Origin of the sequence: Catenulispora sp. MAP12-49 (assembly GCF_041262705.1) — a bacterium.
In the GTDB taxonomy this organism is placed as follows: Bacteria; Actinomycetota; Actinomycetes; order Streptomycetales; family Catenulisporaceae; genus Catenulispora.
The window spans coordinates 16,559-34,623 of record NZ_JBGCCP010000034.1 but is presented as its reverse complement, the minus strand read 5'-3'; the positions used below and the strand labels follow the sequence as shown (position 1 = coordinate 34,623).

The following is an 18,065-nucleotide window of genomic DNA, read 5'->3' as shown; positions in this document are numbered from 1 at the left end:
TGACATGAGGGAGCGCGACGCCGCCGGATGGCTGGGCACAGTGGTCGGGACCGTCGTGCACGGCGCCGGCCGCGGACGCCGGCTGGGTTTCCCGACGGCGAACGTCGCCCCCGACCTGACGGACCAGAGGGACCAGACAAAACCGACGGAGCCACTGCCGGAGTCGGCGGTCTACGCGGGCCTGATGGCCCGGCTGAGCACCGGCTCACTGCATCCGGTGACGGTGAGCGTCGGGACCAACCCGACGTTCTGCGACGGAGACGAAGTACACATCGAGGTCTATTGCCACGACCTCAGCACGGACCTGTATGGCGAACGCGTGGTGGTCTGGCTCGCCGCCCGGCTCCGCGACACGGTCCGGTTCCCGACAGCCGAGGCCCTGGTGGCCGCTGCCGCCGGGGACGTCGAACGGACCGTGGCCACGCTTACCGAGGAACACAGGGCACGCGCAGCAAAGGAACTCCGCGCGTGTTCGTAGCAGGGAACGCAATGGCCGAGCCTTCAGCCACGAGCCGGCCGCACATCGAACGGGGACCCTTCCTACCCACGGAACACTGGAGATTCGCATGCACGCGTTCGATTGGCTCAACCACCAATTCAGCTTCTTCGGGCTCCCGGTCTACTGGTCGGACTTCATCGGCAACATCTTCGCCCTGCTCACCGTGGTCCTGGCGCTGAAGCGGCTGGTCATCTCCTGGCCGGTGCAGATCCTCGGCTCGATCTGCCTGCTGGTGGCGAGCCTGAACGTGCACCTCACCGGCAACGCCGGACGGCAGATCATCATCATCGTCGCGGCCACGTGGGGCTGGGCGACCTGGCGGCGGAACAAGGCGAACGAGGGCACGGTCGTGGTGAGCTGGGCCTCGTGGCCGGCGCGCCTGGTGCTGATGGCGGCGATGGTGATCGGCACCGGGGTGCTGGGCGCGTTCCTGAAGGCGATGAACTGGTCGTTCTACCCCGGGGCGCCGTGGTGGATGGTGCTGTGCGACGCGTGGATCTTCACCGGGACCGTCATCGCGATGTACTCCCAGGCCCGGCGCCACGTCGAGTTCTGGTTCGCCTGGCTGGCCGTCGACCTGGTCGGCGTGCCGCTGGCGGTGCACTCGCACCTGTACTTCTCCGGCATCGTCTACGGGATCTTCTTCTTCATGGTCCTGGCCGGTATCCGGGACTGGGCTTCGCGCAGCCGGACCCAGGCCGTTGCGTCCCCCAGCCCCCGCCCCGAACCCGAGCCGGAAGGAGCGCTCCATGCGTGAGGAGTACGGCGACCGCATCGACTTCATCGACGACGCCGACGACATCCAGCAGGTCTTCGGAGACATCCCGTCGACGGTCGCGGCGATCGGGGCCGTGGTCGACGGCACCCCGGTCACCATGATCGTGTCGTCCTTCACGGTCGGTGTCTCCCACGAGCCTCCGCTGGTCTCCGTCGCCATCCAGCGCACGTCCTCGACCTGGCCGGTCCTGGCCCGGGCGGCGCACCTGGGGGTGTCGGTGCTCGGCGAGAGCCACGCGTCCAAGACCCGGCAGCTCGCCTCGCGCAACAGCGCGGGGCGGCTGGCGGACATCGCGTGGCACCAGAACGAGAACGGCGCGATCTTCCTGGAGGGCTCGCCGATCTGGCTGGAGTGCTTCGCCGTGCACGACTACCCGGCCGGCGACCACTCGATCATCGTGCTGCGCGTGGAGCGCGTCCACCAGGAGGCGCGCAACCGCGCGCTGGTCTGGACCCGCGACCGCGCAAGCTGCTGAGCCTGAGCACCGGATCCGGCGAGGGACAGTTTCCGCCCACAGATCTGTTCGCTACTCTCCACCCCAGACGGCGTCGCGACTAGTCTCGCCATGGACGGTCGTGCACACCGGGTGAACCGGGGAGAGGAACGCGCTCGGGGATGAGAGGGCTCGGGGGGCTGGAAGCGGCGAGGGGAGACGCGCGGCCGGCTCGGCAACCAGCAGGGACACCAGCAGCGGCAGCGACAGCGGCAGCCGGGCTGAAGCCCACGCGGCGGCCCGGAGCACCGGTCCGGCCGGTTCCTGAGCGGACTTTGCATCCGCACCGCCCCGCCTTGGCGCACGATGCCCGGGACGCCGCTCCGTGATCGCCGCACTCATCCTGGGTTCCTACGCACTCCTGCTGGCGCTGCTGGGCCCGCGATTCCTGACCCGGGCCTGGCCCACCGAGCGGCTGCCGCGGCTGACCGTGGTGATGCTCCAGGTGGTCACCTGCTCCTTCCTGACCGCCGCGGCGACCGCGGGGCTGGCGCTCGGCCTGACCCTGATCGACACGCTGTCGCGGGTGGACCCGCAGATCGACCGCTGCGCCGACCAGCTGCCGATCAACGACGACTCGCCGGTCGGCCCGTTCCTGGGCTGGTTCGGGCTGGTCGCGGCGACCGCGCTGGTGCTGCGGATCGGCTTCTGCATGGCGGCGACGTTCCTTTCCGCGTGGCGGACCCGGCGCAAGCACATCGCGGTCCTGCGGATCCTGGCCCGGCGGGACGAGGAACTCGGCGTGCTGGTGCTGGAGCACGACGAGCCCGGCTGCTACTGCCTGCCCGGCCGCCCCGGCACCATCGTGATCACCAGCAGTGCCCTGACCCGCCTGTCGCCCTCCCAGCTCGGCGCGGTGCTGGCGCACGAGCGGGCGCACCTGACCGGCCGGCACCACTTCGCCGTCGCCTTCGCCCACGCGATCCACCGCACCGCACCGCGGATCCGGCTGCTGGCCCTGGTCGAGCAGGAGACCCGGCACCTGGTGGAGTTCATCGCCGACGACGCCGCGGTCCGCCGAAGCGGGACCGTGGCCCTGGTCTCGGCGCTGGCCGTCCTGGGCGCCGGCGGCGCGGGCGCCGCGCCGGGGTTCGCCCTCGGCGTCGGGATCGACCGGCGCCCGGCGGCGTCCTCGCGCGTGACGCGGCTGGCGCACCGCAAGATCGGCCGGCGCGGACTGGCTCTGGGGGCGCTCGGCTCGGCCCTGCTGATCATCGTGCCGCTGCTGCTGACCGCCCTGTCCGTGGCGACCGTGATCCACGGCTGCCCGCCGGACAAGGACGGCGACGCGCTGTCGCTGGCGCTGCCGCCGTCGGCCACCGCGCCCTCGTGGGTCGAATCCCCCTCATTCGCGACCTTTTCGACGGACACGTTTGTCGATTCTTCAGCCGGGTAATCGGTCGCGTTCGATATAGGCCAAATGGGCTGCTACTAACGCTGATTCGACATGCCAGAAGGCTTATCCCGGCGATCACTCACGCCTCTGACCTGGTAGAGAACAACTTTCTCACGGCTTTTCCAGGGTTCTGCAAGGGTTTTCCCCATAGAGGCTTTACAGAAACTTTGCCGCTGTCGCCCTTTATCGCCCCGGCTACTGTCCGCGATAGTACTAACACTGATCAAGGTGTTGCGAGCCGTGATCCGGCTCAGCGCTGCCCTTGATCCGTACCGCCACCCCTCGTCCCACGACAAGGAGCAAGAGTGTTCCAGCTCACACGGAAGAAGCGGGGGCGCGCAACGCCGCGTGCCGCCGCCGCCCTCCTGGGCGTCGCCGGTCTGATAACCATGGGCGCCGCGGTCGCCCAGGCGGCTCCGTCGTCCTCGTCCGCAGCGGCCGGCCCCACCTCGGTCCACAGCTGCAGCCAGGCCGTCAAGCCCGGTTACGCCACGTGTTTCGCGTTGAAGCGCACTGACAAGAAGGCCCACGCCATGGCGGCGAACGGTCTGCCCTCGGGCTTCGGTCCGGCCGACCTGGACAGCGCCTACTCGCTGCCCGCCAACGGCGGCTCGGGCCAGACCGTCGCGATCGTGGACGCCCAGGACGACCCGAACGCGGAGTCCGACCTGGCGACCTACCGTTCGACCTACGGCCTGCCGGAGTGCAGCACCGCCAACGGCTGCTTCTCCAAGATCGCCCAGGACGGCAGCACCAACTACCCGAGCGCCGACAGCGGCTGGGCCGGCGAGATCTCGCTGGACCTGGACATGGTCTCGGCGACCTGCCCGGGCTGCCACATCCTGCTGGTCGAGGCCAGCTCGGCGAGCATGTCGGACCTGGGCACCGCGGTGAACCAGGCCGTGAGCCAGGGCGCGAAGTACGTCTCCAACAGCTACGGCGGCAACGAGGACGGCTCCGAGGCCCAGTCGGACTCGAGCTACTTCAACCACCCGGGCGTGGCCATCACCGCCTCCTCCGGCGACGGTGCCTACTCCGCCGGCACCGAGTACCCGGCCTCCTCCCCGTTCGTCACCGCGGTCGGCGGCACCTCGCTGACCAAGGACTCCAGCAGCCGCGGCTGGAGCGAGTCGGTGTGGGAGACCAGCGACAGCGAGGGCACCGGCTCGGGCTGCTCGCAGGACGAGACCAAGCCCTCGTGGCAGACCGACACCGGCTGCACCAACCGCATGGTCGCGGACGTGGCAGCGGTCGCCGACCCGGCCACCGGCGTCGCGGTCTACCAGACCTACGGCGGCAACGGCTGGGCCGTCTACGGCGGCACCTCGGCGGCCTCGCCGATCATCGCCTCGGTCTACGCGCTGGCCGGCACCCCCGGCGGCAACGACGTCCCGGCGTCGTATCCCTACGCCCACACCTCGAACCTGAACGACGTGACCAGCGGCAGCAACGGGACCTGCTCCCCGAGCTACTACTGCACCGCCGGCCAGGGCTACGACGGCCCCACGGGCCTGGGCACCCCCAACGGCCTCGCGGCCTTCACCGCCGGCAGCTGAGGACGTGCCGGTCGACAGCCGGCACAGCCCAGCCACCGCGTGACATGGTTCGGCGCTGAACGAGCGGCCCCGCTTTACGGCGGGGCCGCTTTGCGTTCGCGGTCACAGCAGATCGTCGACTGCTGATCTGCGGCCTTGAGGGGCACCCCGATAACGCCTAATTTCAATAAAATCAGGTATCGCCCCGAATTCGGCAGAAAGGATCCTGATCCGATGACGACCGACGACTATCTCGCCACCAGACCATCCGACGAAGAGCTGCGACGGTTCCACCAGTTGCCTCCCAAGGCGATACCGGAGCCGTCGTTCGCGCACCTGCTGCGCATGAGCGACGACACGGGACTGTTCGAGCACGCCCGAGGCCCGATCCCCAAGCGGTGGCACGGCTACTGCGTGGACGACGTGACCCGCGGCCTGATCGTGGTGTGCCGCGAACCGGACCCGTCCCCGCAACTGATACGGCTGGCAGAGATCTACCTCGCCTTCTTGCTCGACGCCCAGGACCGCGAACGCGGATTCCACAACCGGATGGGCCTGGACCGGGTGTGGCACGACGAGCCGGAGACCGGCGAGTGGTGGGGACGCGGCGTGTGGGCCCTGGGCACGGCCGCGCACCGCGGCCCGACACCGTGGATCCGGGCCGTGGCCCTGGAACGCTTCGGCGACGGCGCCAAGCTGCGCGCGGGCCTGGGTCCGCAGAGCCGCCTGAACCATGCCATGGCCTATGCCGCCCTCGGCGCCGCCGAAGTCGCCGAAGCCCACCCCGGCCACCCGGCGGCACTGAGCCTGCTCACCGCCGCGGCCGACACCATCGGCCGCCCGAACCCGGACCCGTCCTGGCCCTGGCCCGAACCCCGCCTGGAGTACGGGGACCCGGCCCTCCCCGAGGCCATCATCGCCGCCGGCCAGTACACCGGCGACGAATCCCTACTCCAGGACGGACTCCGGCTGCTGGAATGGCTCCTCACCCTGTCGACGCACGACGGACACCTGTCACCGACCCCAGCCGGCGGCTGGTCACTCGGCGACCCCCGCCCGGCGTTCCATCAGCAGCCAATCGAGGCCGCCGCCTACGCCGACGCGTGCGTCCGCGCCTACGCGGCGACCGGCGACCGCACATGGCTGGCCGGCGTACGAATGTCGATCGACTGGTTCCTCGGCGTGAACGACAGCGGCATCCCGATGATCGACGAGGGCACCGGCGGCGGCTTCGACGGCCTCGCCGAGGACTCGCGGAACCCGAACCAGGGCGCGGAGTCGACCATCGCACTCATCTCGACCCTGCAGCACGCACGCTGGCTGAACGACCTCTCGACCGAGATCTGATGACCTCCTTGATGTCTTGATGCCCTACTGAAGATCAGTGCTTTCCGATGAGCCCGCGAGGTCTCATCGCTGGAGGTCGGGTCGCCGACCGGCAAAGGCGCCGGGCGACCCGATCGTTGTTTGCGGTGGGGGGCCTGACTTGCGTGCGGGTGGCGGGTCCGAATTGTGGTCGCCTCTGTCCCGGCCTGCCCTGAAACCCACGCTCGAACCGCAGCCAGCACGCAACACCCACCCCCGAACAAGCCCTCAGCGCCCTTTCTGAGCGACCCTCACGCCTCCCGCAACTCCCCGACAGCCGCCTCATACGCCAACAACGTCTCCACGACCGTGCGGCGCTGCGCAGGCGTCAGCGGCCCCAGAGCGCGCCGCCAGGCCTCGGCGCCGGGGGCGAGCCAGGCCTGGATCGCGGGTTGCGCGGCGGGGGTGATGCTGACGATGCGGCGGCGGCGGTCGGCGTCGTCCTCGGTGCGCTCCAGGACGCCTTTTCTGCTCAGCTCGGCGATCACCAGGCTCGCGGTGGTGGGCGCGACTTGGAGGCGGGTGGCGAGGTCGTTGACCGTCATCGGGCCGTCGAGCAGGAGGAAGACCAGCAGCGACAGGTGGCGGGGGCCGAGGGTGAGGTCGCGGAGTTCCTGAGGCGGGGGGATGCGTTTCGCGCGGGCGACCAGGCGTGGCATCAGGAGTAGCAGGTCGCGGATTGCGTCCTCGAGATCTGATTCGGTGGACACGCCGGCCGTCCTCCATTTACCTTTGAAACCAAAGATGTTTTGTCCTGCAGGCCAATCTTGGTCATCGTACTCAGGGGGACACAGCCATGACTGTGCTCGTGATCGGCGCGCGCGGGAACATCGGAAGCCGTGTCGTCGCGCGGCTGGACGCCGCCGGGCAGCGGGTCCGCGCGTCGGCCAGGGATGTCGGGACGATGAGCGTCCCTGACGGCGTCGAGACCGTGGAGCTCGACCTGACTGCCGCCGATGGTTTCGAAGACGCCGTGAAAGGGGTCGACGCCGTCTTCCTCTACGCGACCCGGGGCAGCGCGGCGCCCTTTCTGAACACGGCGCGCGAGGCCGGGGTACGCCACGTCGTTTTCCTGTCCTCGCCGGCGTCCTACGAGGCGGCCGAATTCCGCGGGCCCATCGGCCGGATCCACCGCGCGGCCGAGCAGGCGGTCGCCGAATCAGGCCTCGACCACACCATCCTGTATCCCAGCTGGCTGGCGACGAACGCGCGCCGCGACTGGGGCGCCGCGATCCGGGCCGGAGAGCCGGTGGAGCTTCCGTATCCGGCGGCGCAGTGCGTCCCGATCCATCCGGACGACGTCGCGGAGGCCGCCGTCGAACTGCTCCTGCACGACACCCATCGCAGCCGGATGCAGATCCTGACCGGACCGGAATCCCTGCGGCTGGACGAGGCGGTCGCCACGGTCGGCGCGGCGCTGGGCCGCTCGATCCCCGTCCGTGAGATCAGCCGCGAGGACGCGCTGGCACGCCGCGAAGCGTGGATGCGGGCGGAAATCCTGGAGTCGCTGCTGGACAGCGCCGCAGCCTCGGTAGGCCGGCCCGCGCCGCTCACGAACGCCGTGGAGCGGATCACCGGGCGACCGGCACGGCCGCTGCGGGAGTGGGTCATGGAGAACCGTGCGGGCTTCGACCAGGAAACCGACCCGCCGCTATGACGCGCTACCACTACGAGGCGCCACCGCTATGAATCGAACGAGTAGTACAGCGTGTCGTTGTAGAACGAGTAGAAGTTCTCGCGCCACCGCCCCCGCGCGACGGCGAGCCAGTCGGCGTTCTCGCCCGCGATGGCGGCCTCGGCGTGCGCGGCCAGATCGGGGATGTGCTGCGCGACGAGGCGGTCCATGGCGGTCTCGGCGGGCTCGTCCTCCAGGTCGAGGATCGCGCCGGCCTCCAGCAGGAAGTACTTGGCGCGCTGCTTGTCCAGTTGAGCCTTCGTGGTCGCGACCACCGACTCGAAGTCCTGGGTCTCCTCGACCCCCTCCCCCACGACCCGCAGCAGGTCCATCAGCAGCGCCGCCCCGCGCTCGTAGTCCCCGGCCACACCGCTGCGCTGGTCCCAGATCATCGAGGGGACGACGCGGGTGTCGTAGCTGACCAGGAGCAGGTGGGCCAGCGGGATGCTCCAGTTGTGCTCGGAGATGCCCACGATCGCATCGGGGCGGCCCTCGCCGGTGGGCAGCGTGTTCGCTGCGTACAGGTGGGAACGGTTTGCCATCCGGGGACCGTAACAGGGGTCCCCGCGCCCGGAAAGGGTGGCTCTGCCGTCATCGGGCGGCCCTGGACGGTTGGCCGGGCTGTAACATCCCGGCCGCACAGCCCTGCCCGCACTTCCGGTACGGTTGGTCTATACCAATGCTCTAGACCATTCCGACACGCAGCACCACCGTCATCGACCGTCAGTGCCAGCCAGAACCAGGGGTCGCCATGGAAGTCGTCATCGTCGCGGACGCCGCAGCTCAGGGCGAACTCGTCGCCTCGGCCGTCGCCGGCCTGATCGCCCGCAAGCCCGACGCGCTGTTCGGCGTCGCCACCGGTTCCACGCCGCTGCCGGTCTACCAGGCGCTGGCCGCGAAGGCCGCCGCCGGCCAGGTCGACGTGAGCCGGCTGAAGGTGTGCCAGCTCGATGAATACGTCGGGTTGCCGGCCGGGCACCCGGAGTCCTACCGCGAGGTCCTCAAGCGCGAGGTGCTGGCGCCGCTGGGGATCGGCGACGAGGCGTTCCTGGGCCCGGACGGCGGCGCCGAGGACCTGCCGGCCGCGTGCGCGGCGTACGAGCAGCAGCTCGCCGACGCCGGCGGCGTGGACCTGCAGCTGCTGGGCATCGGCACCGACGGCCACATCGGCTTCAACGAGCCGGTCTCCTCGCTGGCCTCCCGCACCCGTATCAAAACCCTGACGGAGCGCACCCGGGTGGACAACGCCCGGTTCTTCAACGGCCTGGACGAGGTGCCCCGGCACGTCATCACCCAGGGCATAGGCACCATCCTGCAGGCCCGGCACCTGGTGCTGCTGGCCACCGGCGCGGGCAAGGCCGAGGCGGTCGCGGCGACGGTGGAGGGACCGGTGTCCAGCATGGTGCCGGCCTCGGCGCTGCAACTGCACGCGCACGCTACGGTGGTCGTGGACGAGGCTGCCGCACAGCAGCTGAAGCTGACGGACTACTACAAGGCGACCTTCGCCTCGAAGCCGGCGTGGCAGGGGATCTGATTCCTCAAGCCCGAACCGGCTCCGAGCCGGGAAAGGGGCGGTGGTGCGACGACTCCCCGGGGCGGCGCACACCGCCCAGCCGTGGCTGATCCACGAGATCGCCGGCGACTTCGCGCTGGAGGACGTCTGGGAGATGCCCGCGCCCGGCGGCGGCCCGGACGACTTCCCGGTGCTGCTGGCGGTGTTCGACGGCGGACTGCGGGAACAAGCCTCGGCGCCGACGAAGGCGCTCTTCTGGCTGCGCTTGAAGCTGGGCTCGGTACTGCGGCTGGACCGGGGCTCGCGCGGACTCGGGGCGCGAGTGCCGTCGCTGCGGGAGCGCCTGCCGGCGGAGGTGCGCGACGCCACACCGGACAAGCAGCTGAATAAGAATGCTGATTTCACGCTGGTCTACGAGCGCGAGAACGAGCGCGCGATGGAGATCGCCAACGGAACCATGCACGGGATCCTGCACCTCGGCTGGGTGCCCGACGGCCGGGGCGGCTGGCGCGGGCAGTTGGCGGTGCTGGTGAAGCCGAACGGCCGGGCCGGGTCGGCGTACATGGCGTTCATCAAGCCCTTCCGGCACCTGATCGTCTATCCGGCGCTGGGGCGCGTCTGGGAGCGGCACTGGCGGCAATTAACCGAGACGGGACGTCTCGACAAGGGGTAGGCTGGTCGCGCACGCTTTCAGCACAGCCTGTTTAGGAGTCCGTGCCATGACTCGTTCCCGCATAGTCCTCTCCCGCATAGTCCTCATCACCGGCGCGACCGACGGCCTCGGCCGCGCGCTGGCCCACCGGCTGGCCGCCGCCGGCGACACCGTCCTGCTGCACGGACGCGACCAGGCCCGCCTCGACGCGGTCGCCGACGCCATCCGCGACGAGCACGGAGTGGCGCGGCCCGAGACGTTCCGCGCCGATCTGGCGGAGTTGGCGCAGGTACGAGAACTCGCGGCGGCGGTCCGCGCGTCCACCGAGCGGCTGGACGCGTTGGTGAGCAACGCCGGCATCGGCGGCGGCGAGCCCGACGGCCGCGACCGGCGCGAGAGCAAGGACGGGTACGAACTGCGCTTCGCGGTGAACTACCTGGCCGGATTCCTGCTCACGCAGGAACTGCTGCCGCTGCTGCGCGCCTCCGCGCCGGCGCGGGTGGTGAACGTGGCCTCGCTCGGCCAGCAGGAGATCGAGTTCGACGACGTGATGCTGGAGCACGGCTACAGCGGCACGCGCGCCTACTGCCAGAGCAAGCTGGCGCAGATCGCGTCGGCGGTGGAGCTGGCCGAGCGGGTGCCGGCGGACGAGGTCACGTTCAACAGCCTGCATCCGGCGACGTACATGCCGACGAAGATGGTGCTCCAGGAAGTCGGACACAGCATCGACACCCTGGAGACCGGTGTCGAGGCGACGTGGCGGCTGGTGACGGACCCGAAGCTGGCGGGGGTCAGCGGGCGGTTCTACGACCGGCAGCGGGAGTCGCAGGCGTTGAAGCAGGCTTACGACAAGCAGGCGCGGGGCGAGTTGTACCGGCTCAGCTTGAAGCTGGTGGGATTGCCGGGCGAATAAGGCGGTATATACCCCCATTCGGCGCAAAGTCAGGTACACCTGGCTGAACATGTCGCATGACATCTCCGGCGGCACCCATCGCGGGTGCCCGGAGAGGAGATTGCGGAAGTCATGAGTATCAGCGCAAGGGTCAAGGGGGCCGCGGTTCTGGGCGCGGCGCTGTCGGCGCTGGCGATGGCGCCGGCCCACGCGGACACCGGGGCCTCGGTCACGGTGTCCCCGTCGGTGGCGGCTCCGGGCGCCAAGGTCACCGTCACCTTGACCTGCCCCAGCATCGCCGGCGCGAGTTCGTGGAGCACGGCCATGGGGTCGTTCAGCCCCATCCCGAACCCGGGAGCCCAGGCCGGCTTCGTCATCGACTTCGGCCCCCCGTCCCGCCCCTCGCGGCCCGGCGCGCCGACCACGTTCGTCGGCACGGCGGCGGCCCCAGACCGGCCCAGCCTGTACTCCGTCAACGCGACCTGCTCGAACGGCAGCAGCGGGCCGATGCTCAGCGGCAGCACCTTCCTGCGGGTCGGGACCGGCGGCGGCGCGGCCGGCGACGGCGCGACGCAGCAGGCCGGGACGGCTCCGGGCGAGATGGCGCTGAGCGGCGTCCTGGCCGGGGCCGCGCTGGCGCTCGGCGGGGTCGCCGTGCGCCGCCGGCGGGCGGGATCGAACTCCTGACGTGGCCTCATCGAGGACTTCGAACGGCGGCCGCCTGCCCATGGCGGCGGCCGCCGTTTGCGCGCTCGCGGCGATCCTGATGTTCCACGGCGCCAAGTCGGCGCCGGAGCCTCCGCCGCAACCGCCGGCCTCGGCGGTCCAGCCGCTGCCCGCGGCCATCCCCGACGACCCGCAGATCGCCATGACCGCTTCGGACCCGGTCCGGGTCAGGATCCCCGACGTCGGCATCGACGCCCCCGTCGTCGGAGTCGGCCAGACCCGCGACGGCGAGCTCGCGGTCCCCTCCCCGGCCAGGGCCAGATCCGCCGGATGGTTCACCCAGAGCGCGGCGCCCGGATCGGTCGGCGACTCCGTGATCATCGCGCACGTCGACTCGCGCCTGGTGCCGACCGGCAAAGCGGCGTTCTACCACCTGGGCTCGGTCCGTCCCCACGACACCGTCTACGTCGACCGGGCCGACCACACCACCGCGGTCTTCACCGTCGACTCCGTCGAGGTCGCCAGAAAATCCCAGTTCCCGGCGGCCAAGGTCTACGGCCCGGTGGGCTATGCCGCGCTCCGCCTGATCACATGCGGAGGCGGCTGGTCCAAGGAGACCAGCTACGACAGCAACGTCATCGTCTACGCGCACCTCATCAGGCCCGAGACCAGCGCCCTGGCTGCCGGCGGTTAGCGCGCCGCAGCCCCGTGGAACGCAGCGATCGCACCCCGCATCGCGTCCAGATCAGCGTTCGAAGCCAGCCCCGCGTGATACAGCCGGATCCCGCTCGCGCCGGCCGCGCGCATCGCGACCGCCCGGGCGGCGAGCCCGTCGGTGTCGGCGCCCATGCCGCGCACGCCGAGCAGGCCGGCGTTCACCGGGGCGTCGTGGCCCAGGGCGTCGGCGATGTTGTCGGTCGAGCCCTTCCAGCAGTTCACCACGATGCCGGTGTCCTTCGGCAGCGTGGCCACGTCCAGGCCGGTGAAGGCCGTCGAGCGGCGGGGGTCGGGATTGGCGTGGAACAGGATCGGGAAGTCGGGGTCGCGCTGGGTGCGCAGCTCGCGGACCATCGCGCCGCGCAGGCGGTTCGCCACGCGGGTGCGCGTGGCCAGGACCGCCGTGGCCAGGTCCGGGTCGGGCAGGCCGCCGGACAGCGGTGCGGACGCGGCCGCGGCGAAGCGGGCGTCCAGGCGGGTGCACACCGCCTCGCGCAGGCCGCCGACGTCGATGCCAGAGGCCTGATACTCCTCGCGGCAGGCGTCGCAGAAGCACAGCGACATCAGGTACAACTCGTCCTCGGACAGCGGGACGCCGGCGACCTTGTCGTGCTCGTGCAGGTGGTCGAAGCCGTACCAGCCGGCGGCCTCGAACTCGACGCCGGCGATGTCGGGGCGGGCCGCGATGACCGCCGCGAGGCCGACCGCGTATTCGAGGGCTGCTTCGTGCGACGGGCACAGGGCCCAGGGGTACACGTCGCCGTAGGCGTTCACCACGTGCGGCGCGTCGAAGCCGTCGACGTGGTCCACCACGACCCACGCGTGCGTCGGCACCCCGGCGGCGGCCAGCGCCGCGGCCGTCGCCCCGAAGGCGTCCTCGGCCTCGACCCACCGCTGCGCCGGGGGCAGGACCTGCTCCCAGGCCTCGCCGACCGGCAGGTAGGAGGCGCTGTGCTCGGCCACGACCACGCGGCGCAGCGGATGCCGGGGCGTCAGGGCCCGGGTCGCATGGTAGAAGGCTGCGACGACCGCGTGGTCGACGCCGAGGCCCGCGACCGACTCGGCCGCCGAGGCGTCGCCGACCACATCCCACGGATACACATACGCCGCCGCGCTCATTGGCCCGCCTCCGACCGTCGTCGTTTCAGCCCGTCACAATCTCAGAAGTCCTGGAGCCCAGAAGCTCAGAAGCGCGGCCGCTTGCCGGTCCACTCCGGCCGCACCCGCTGCATCCATCCCACATCATCGCGCTTGCGGATACCGCATGTGAGGTACTGCTCGTGCAGCGCGGCAACCGCGTCCCGGTCCAGTTCGACGCCGAGTCCCGGGCCGTCCGGCAGCGTCACCGCGCCGTCGGTGAAGGTCAGACCGCCGCCGGCGACCACGTCCTCGGTCTCGGACTTCCACGGTGTGTGGGTGTCGAGGGCGTACGTCAGGTTCGGTGTCGCGGCGGCGATGTGGGCCATCGCGGCGAGGCTGACGCCGAGGTGCGTGTTCGAGTGCATCGATAGTCCGAGGTCGAAGGTCTGACAGAGCCCTGCCAGAGTCTGCGTCGCCCGGAAGCCGCCCCAGAAGTGGTGGTCGGACAGGATCACCTGGACCGCGCCGAGACGCACCGCCTCGGGGATCTCCGCGAAACTGGTGACGCACATGTTGGTCGCCAGCGGCAGGGAGGTCCTGGCCGCGACCTCGGCCATGCCGGGGATGCCGGGCGTCGGGTCCTCCAGGTACTCCAGTTCGCCCTCCAGCGCCGCCGCCACCTTGTGGCTGGTCTCCACCGACCAGTTGGCGTTCGGGTCGATGCGCACTGGACGATCGGGGAACTCGCGTCGCAAAGCCTTGACAGCCTCGATCTCCTCCTCGGGCGCGAAGACGCCGCCCTTGAGCTTCAGTGAGCCGAATCCGTAGCGGTCCACCATCCGGCGGGCCTGCTTCACGATCCCGTCGGGGTCCAGCGCCGCGCCCCAGTCGTCGACCTCGAAGTTTCCGGGGTGCTCGGCCCACTTGTAGAAGAGGTACGCGCTGAAGTCGACCCGCTCGCGCACCGCGCCGCCGAGCAGGTCGACCACGCGCCGCCCGGTCGCCTTGCCCTGGGCGTCGTAGCACGCCACCTCGAAGGCCGCGAAGGCCTGGGCGACGGTTTTGTCCTTGCTGGCCGCGCCGATCAGCTCGGTGGGGGACGACGCCTCGGAGCCGCCGACCGCGCTCGCGACCCGGCGGCTCAGCTCGTTGAGGTCGAAGGCGTCGGTGCCGATCACCGCCGTGGCGGCCTTGTGCAGCAGCGCCAGCGTCGCGTCGTCGCCGTAGGCCTCGGAGACGCCGACGATGCCGGCGTCGGTCTTCACCTCGACGATCGAGCGCAGGGCGAACGGTTCGTGCACGCCCGAGGAGTTGAGCAGAGGCGGGTCCTTCAACGCGATCGGCGTGATGACGACATCAACGATCCTCAAGTCGGTCATTGCCGGTCCTCCACCCTCGCTTTCACATCCGTGAATAAAGACCACGGATATGAATCTGCTCGACGCCGTGAAAGGTAGTGGCGCGCACCGGACCCCGTCAAGACGGGTCTCAAGCACAATGGTGGCCATGACGACCGCGACGCGCCCCGACCTCATAGCCTGCGATCTGGACGGAACCCTGGTCCGGCACGACGGCACCGTCTCGCGGCGGACCGTCGCGGCCTTCGCGGCGCTCGAGCAGGCCGGCATCCCGTTCGTCTTCGTCACGGGACGGCCGCCGCGGCTGATGGGCCAGATCGCCGACGCCTTCGCGGTCAACGGTCTGGCCGTCTGCTCCAACGGCGCCTACGACTACGACCTGCGGGCCCGCGCGGTGGTCGCCGAGTACGGCATCGACCCCGCGACGCTGGAGAAGGTGGCCCGCGCGATGCGCGAGGCGATCCCGGGCATCGGCCTGGCCGTGGAATACGCCGACTCGCTCGCCGCCGATTCCCTTTACGAGCCCTGGGATTGGGATCGCGGCATCACGGTCCAGCGTCTCGACGAAGCCACCCTGTGGGGACGGCCCGCGCCGAAACTGGTCGGCCGCCACCCGAGCCTGTCCGCCGACGAACTGCTCGCCCTGGCCCGGCCGGTCGTCGGGGATCTGGTCACCGTCTACCACTCCAACGGTCTGCGGCTGGTCGAGGCCGTGGCGCCCGGGGTGAGCAAGGCCGAGGGACTGGCCCGGCACGCCGCGCGGCTGGGCGTCACCGCCGAGCGGGTCATCGCTTTCGGGGACATGCCGAACGACCTGTCGATGTTCAGCTGGGCCGGCCGTTCCTACGCCGTGGGCAACGCGCACGCCAGCCTGATCGCCGCGGCCGACGGCGTGATCGGATCCGTCGAGGACGACGGGGTCGCCGAGTTCTTGGAGACGCTGCTCGGCGCGTGATCGCCACAGCGAACCGTGACCGCCTGACTACGGCGATGCTCCCCCGGTAGTAGCGTCCCCTCCCCCGTACTACGACCGCAGCAGAGCAAGTGTCTGCGCTTGCCAGACGCGCCGCACCCCCGGCTTTCGGCACCGTGTAAACGCACGCGTTCCATGTTCGTAGAAGTCCGGGGAGCCCTGATGTCCGTCATTGCCCGCTGGTGCCACAAGCGCCGCCTCGTCACCGTCCTCGTCTGGCTGGCGCTGATCATCGGCCTCGGAGCCCTGACCGGTTCGGCAGGCACCAAGTACAACGACACGATGTCGATCCCGGCCTCGGAGTCCAGCCAGGCTCTGGACCTGCTCAAGCAGTCCTTGCCGGCCTCGGCCGGGGACACCGACCAGGTGGTCTGGCACACCAGCGGCGGCGCCAAGGTCACCGACGCCGACGTCCAGAAGCGCATGACCGACGCGCTGAACCAGATCGCCACCTCGCCCGGCGTGGCCGGGGTCACCAGCCCCTACAGCGGGGCGAGCGGCGCCGTACAGACTGCCAAACAAACACAGATCAGCAAGGACCAGACCACCGCCTACGCGACGGTCAACTTCTCGCAAGAGGCGCACGACATCCCGAACGCGCAGATCACGCACGTGATCGACGTCGCACAGAGCGCGCGCGGCGGCAACCTGCAAGTAGAGCTCGGCGGGCAGGCGATCAGCCAGGCCGACCGCAAGGTCGGCGGCGCCGCGGACCTGATCGGCGTGGTGGCCGCGCTGATCGTGCTGGGCCTGGTGTTCCGGGCCTTCGGCGCGGCCGTGATGCCGATCCTGACCGGGGTGGCCGGCGTCATCACCGGGATCATGGGCACCGGCCAGCTCTCGCACCTGTTCTCCATCAGCTCCACCGCCCCGACCCTGGCCACGCTGGTGGGTCTGGGCGTCGGCATCGACTACGCGCTGTTCATCGTCAACCGGCACCGCAAGGGCCTGATGGCCGGGCTGTCGGTCGAGGACTCGGTGGCCAAGGCGCTGAACACCTCCGGACGCGCGGTGATCTTCGCCGGCGGGACCGTGGTCATCGCGCTGCTGGGCATGTTCGCGCTGGGCCTGAGCTTCCTGAACGGCATGGCGATCGGCGCGGCGGTGACCGTCTCGATGACGGTGCTGGCGGCGATCACCCTGCTGCCGGCGATGCTCGGGTTCCTGAAGCTGCGCGTGCTGAGCAAGAAGCAGCGCCGGGAGCTGGCCGCGCGCCAGGCCGGCGTCGGAGTGCTGGTGCCCTACGCCCGCGCCTCGCGCCGCCGCCCGTCCTCCGGCACCCCGGGACAGCCCGAGTCCGTGTTCACCCGCTGGGCGGGCAAGGTCCAGGCCCGGCCGCTGGGCAAGGGGCTGCTGGCGATCGCCGTCATGGCGGTGGTCGCAGTGCCGTTCTTCTCCATCCGCCTGGGCAACTCCGACGCCGGCAACGACCCGAAGTCCACGACCACGCGCCAGGCCTACGACCTGCTGGCCGACGGCTTCGGCAAGGGCTTCAACGGCCCGCTGACACTGGTGGCGCAGACCCCGGCGGCTGGCGACCAGCAGGCGCTGAGCAAGCTGGTGGACCGGATCAAGACCGTGCCGGACGTGGCCGCGGTGGCCGCCAAGCCGATGCAGCCCGGGCAGAAGCTCGGCGTGGTGCAGGTGGTGCCGGTCAGCTCGCCGCAGGACAAGGCCACCACGGACCTGATCGACAACCTGCGGCACGACGTGATCCCGCAGGCCGAGGCCGGGACCACGCTGCACGTCATGGTCTCCGGCTCGACGGCGATCAGCAACGACTTCAGCCACACCCTGACCAGCAAGCTCCCGCTGTTCGTGGCGATCATCGTCGGGCTGGGCTGCGTGCTGATGATGCTGGCCTTCCGCAGCCTGCTCGTTCCGCTGATCGGCGTGGCGATGAACCTGCTGACCATGGGCGTGGCCTTCGGCTCGCTGGTCGCGGTGTTCCAGTGGGGCTGGGGCTCGGAGGCGCTGGGAGCCGGCGGCGCCGGGCCCGTGGAGGCCTTCGTCCCGGTGATCGTGATCAGCATCTTGTTCGGGCTGTCGATGGACTACCAGGTCTTCCTGATCAGCCGCATGCACGAGGAGTGGTCGCACTCCAAGGACAACAGCCGCGCGGTGCGCGTCGGACACGGCGAGACCGGCCAGGTGATCGTGGCCGCGGGCGTCATCATGACCTGCGTTTTCGGCGCCTTCCTGTTCAACGGCGAGCGCGTCATCGCCGAGTTCGGCCTGGCACTGGCCGCCGCGATCCTGCTGGACGTGCTGATGCTCCGGCTGATCCTGGTCCCGGCCCTGATGCACCGCTTCGGGCGCGCCAACTGGTGGCTGCCGAAGTGGCTGGACAAGGTGCTGCCGCACATGTCGGTGGAGGGCGAGCCGGACCCGGCCGCCGGCGCCGGACCGGCGACGGGCGGACCGCACGACGAGCCCGAGCTGGCTTACGCGAATCACCGCCTACATTGACTCT

Annotated in this window: 18 protein-coding genes; 14 read left to right on the top strand and 4 right to left on the bottom strand. The window is 70.4% G+C overall.

The annotated features are described in order from the left end of the window. Positions 1-4: 4 nt before the first annotated feature. The 6 genes from ABIA35_RS39245 to ABIA35_RS39220 all read left to right on the top strand — a co-directional run bounded on the left by ABIA35_RS39245 (position 5) and on the right by ABIA35_RS39220 (position 6,048). Entirely contained in the window at positions 5-478 is a 474-nt protein-coding gene (locus tag ABIA35_RS39245; protein ID WP_370361304.1) for a riboflavin kinase, read from the top strand. 88 nt (positions 479-566) lie between these two features. Further along, positions 567-1,256, top strand: a complete 690-nt coding sequence (locus ABIA35_RS39240) for a nicotinamide riboside transporter PnuC (protein WP_370361303.1) — start codon at positions 567-569, stop codon at positions 1,254-1,256. After that, positions 1,249-1,752, top strand: a complete 504-nt coding sequence (locus ABIA35_RS39235) for a flavin reductase family protein (RefSeq protein ID WP_370340911.1) — start codon at positions 1,249-1,251, stop codon at positions 1,750-1,752. Before ABIA35_RS39240 ends, ABIA35_RS39235 begins: the two co-directional genes overlap by 8 nt. Positions 1,753-2,095: 343 nt before the next feature. Beyond that, a complete protein-coding gene (locus tag ABIA35_RS39230) occupies positions 2,096-3,166 on the top strand; it encodes a M56 family metallopeptidase (protein WP_370361302.1) in 1,071 nt (356 codons plus the stop codon). 305 nt (positions 3,167-3,471) lie between these two features. Further along, positions 3,472-4,722 carry a peptidase S8 gene (locus tag ABIA35_RS39225; protein ID WP_370361301.1) on the top strand — a complete coding sequence of 417 codons (1,251 nt, stop codon included), beginning with the start codon at positions 3,472-3,474 and terminating at the stop codon, positions 4,720-4,722. Between the two features lie 213 nt (positions 4,723-4,935). Beyond that, on the top strand, positions 4,936-6,048 hold the full coding sequence (locus tag ABIA35_RS39220; RefSeq protein ID WP_370361300.1) for a glycosyltransferase: 1,113 nt from the start codon (positions 4,936-4,938) through the stop codon (positions 6,046-6,048). Between the two features lie 269 nt (positions 6,049-6,317). On the opposite strand, the gene ABIA35_RS39215 is transcribed toward ABIA35_RS39220, so the two are convergent. Further along, a complete protein-coding gene (locus ABIA35_RS39215) occupies positions 6,318-6,725 on the bottom strand; it encodes a MarR family winged helix-turn-helix transcriptional regulator (RefSeq protein ID WP_370340930.1) in 408 nt (135 codons plus the stop codon). A gap of 137 nt (positions 6,726-6,862) precedes the next feature. On the opposite strand from ABIA35_RS39215, the gene ABIA35_RS39210 reads away from it, so the two are divergent. Then, a complete protein-coding gene (locus ABIA35_RS39210) occupies positions 6,863-7,723 on the top strand; it encodes an NAD(P)H-binding protein (RefSeq protein WP_370361299.1) in 861 nt (286 codons plus the stop codon). 26 nt (positions 7,724-7,749) lie between these two features. Here ABIA35_RS39210 and ABIA35_RS39205 read toward each other — a convergent pair whose 3' ends face one another. Further along, a complete protein-coding gene (locus ABIA35_RS39205) occupies positions 7,750-8,283 on the bottom strand; it encodes a hypothetical protein (protein ID WP_370361298.1) in 534 nt (177 codons plus the stop codon). A 209-nt stretch (positions 8,284-8,492) separates the two neighbouring features. Between ABIA35_RS39205 and nagB the strand changes: the two genes are divergently transcribed. From nagB to ABIA35_RS39180, 5 genes are all read left to right on the top strand, one after another. Then, positions 8,493-9,275, top strand: coding sequence for a glucosamine-6-phosphate deaminase (gene nagB / locus ABIA35_RS39200; RefSeq protein WP_370361297.1), 783 nt, complete (start codon positions 8,493-8,495; stop codon positions 9,273-9,275). Positions 9,276-9,318: 43 nt separating this feature from the next. Beyond that, complete coding sequence (locus tag ABIA35_RS39195; RefSeq protein ID WP_370340904.1) at positions 9,319-9,927, top strand: DUF2867 domain-containing protein; 609 nt, start codon at positions 9,319-9,321, stop codon at positions 9,925-9,927. 46 nt (positions 9,928-9,973) lie between these two features. Continuing rightward, on the top strand, positions 9,974-10,819 hold the full coding sequence (locus tag ABIA35_RS39190) for an SDR family NAD(P)-dependent oxidoreductase (protein ID WP_370340903.1): 846 nt from the start codon (positions 9,974-9,976) through the stop codon (positions 10,817-10,819). Positions 10,820-10,930: 111 nt separating this feature from the next. Then, the gene (locus ABIA35_RS39185) at positions 10,931-11,485 is read left to right on the top strand and encodes a hypothetical protein (protein WP_370361296.1); all 555 of its coding nucleotides are present in this window, start codon (positions 10,931-10,933) and stop codon (positions 11,483-11,485) included. A gap of 1 nt (position 11,486) precedes the next feature. Then, on the top strand, positions 11,487-12,158 hold the full coding sequence (locus ABIA35_RS39180) for a class F sortase (protein ID WP_370361295.1): 672 nt from the start codon (positions 11,487-11,489) through the stop codon (positions 12,156-12,158). Here the strand turns inward: ABIA35_RS39180 and ABIA35_RS39175 are convergent. Together ABIA35_RS39175 and ABIA35_RS39170 are read right to left on the bottom strand one after the other, a co-directional pair. Continuing rightward, positions 12,155-13,300, bottom strand: coding sequence for a hypothetical protein (locus tag ABIA35_RS39175; RefSeq protein WP_370361294.1), 1,146 nt, complete (start codon positions 13,298-13,300; stop codon positions 12,155-12,157). The two genes, ABIA35_RS39180 and ABIA35_RS39175, sit on opposite strands and share 4 nt — an antisense overlap. Before the next feature lie 65 nt (positions 13,301-13,365). Next, positions 13,366-14,640: a glucarate dehydratase family protein gene (locus ABIA35_RS39170; protein WP_370361293.1), complete on the bottom strand. Its 1,275-nt coding sequence runs from the start codon at positions 14,638-14,640 to the stop codon at positions 13,366-13,368. 127 nt (positions 14,641-14,767) lie between these two features. On the opposite strand from ABIA35_RS39170, the gene ABIA35_RS39165 reads away from it, so the two are divergent. Together ABIA35_RS39165 and ABIA35_RS39160 are read left to right on the top strand one after the other, a co-directional pair. Continuing rightward, positions 14,768-15,574: an HAD family hydrolase gene (locus ABIA35_RS39165; protein WP_370340898.1), complete on the top strand. Its 807-nt coding sequence runs from the start codon at positions 14,768-14,770 to the stop codon at positions 15,572-15,574. 180 nt (positions 15,575-15,754) lie between these two features. Further along, a complete protein-coding gene (locus ABIA35_RS39160; RefSeq protein ID WP_370340897.1) occupies positions 15,755-18,061 on the top strand; it encodes an MMPL family transporter in 2,307 nt (768 codons plus the stop codon). The last annotated feature ends 4 nt before the right edge of the window (positions 18,062-18,065 follow it).

Coding starts and splice junctions, on each gene's coding strand:
- ABIA35_RS39240 (WP_370361303.1), top strand. CDS start 567: ATGCACGCGTTCGATTGGCTCAACCACCAATTCAGCTTCTTCGGGCTC.
- ABIA35_RS39185 (WP_370361296.1), top strand. CDS start 10,931: ATGAGTATCAGCGCAAGGGTCAAGGGGGCCGCGGTTCTGGGCGCGGCG.
- ABIA35_RS39205 (WP_370361298.1), bottom strand. CDS start 8,283: ATGGCAAACCGTTCCCACCTGTACGCAGCGAACACGCTGCCCACCGGC.
- ABIA35_RS39245 (WP_370361304.1), top strand. CDS start 5: ATGAGGGAGCGCGACGCCGCCGGATGGCTGGGCACAGTGGTCGGGACC.
- ABIA35_RS39190 (WP_370340903.1), top strand. CDS start 9,974: ATGACTCGTTCCCGCATAGTCCTCTCCCGCATAGTCCTCATCACCGGC.
- ABIA35_RS39160 (WP_370340897.1), top strand. CDS start 15,755: ATGTCCGTCATTGCCCGCTGGTGCCACAAGCGCCGCCTCGTCACCGTC.
- nagB (WP_370361297.1), top strand. CDS start 8,493: ATGGAAGTCGTCATCGTCGCGGACGCCGCAGCTCAGGGCGAACTCGTC.
- ABIA35_RS39215 (WP_370340930.1), bottom strand. CDS start 6,725: ATGCCACGCCTGGTCGCCCGCGCGAAACGCATCCCCCCGCCTCAGGAA.
- ABIA35_RS39220 (WP_370361300.1), top strand. CDS start 4,936: ATGACGACCGACGACTATCTCGCCACCAGACCATCCGACGAAGAGCTG.
- ABIA35_RS39170 (WP_370361293.1), bottom strand. CDS start 14,640: ATGACCGACTTGAGGATCGTTGATGTCGTCATCACGCCGATCGCGTTG.
- ABIA35_RS39175 (WP_370361294.1), bottom strand. CDS start 13,300: ATGAGCGCGGCGGCGTATGTGTATCCGTGGGATGTGGTCGGCGACGCC.
- ABIA35_RS39235 (WP_370340911.1), top strand. CDS start 1,249: ATGCGTGAGGAGTACGGCGACCGCATCGACTTCATCGACGACGCCGAC.
- ABIA35_RS39165 (WP_370340898.1), top strand. CDS start 14,768: ATGACGACCGCGACGCGCCCCGACCTCATAGCCTGCGATCTGGACGGA.
- ABIA35_RS39210 (WP_370361299.1), top strand. CDS start 6,863: ATGACTGTGCTCGTGATCGGCGCGCGCGGGAACATCGGAAGCCGTGTC.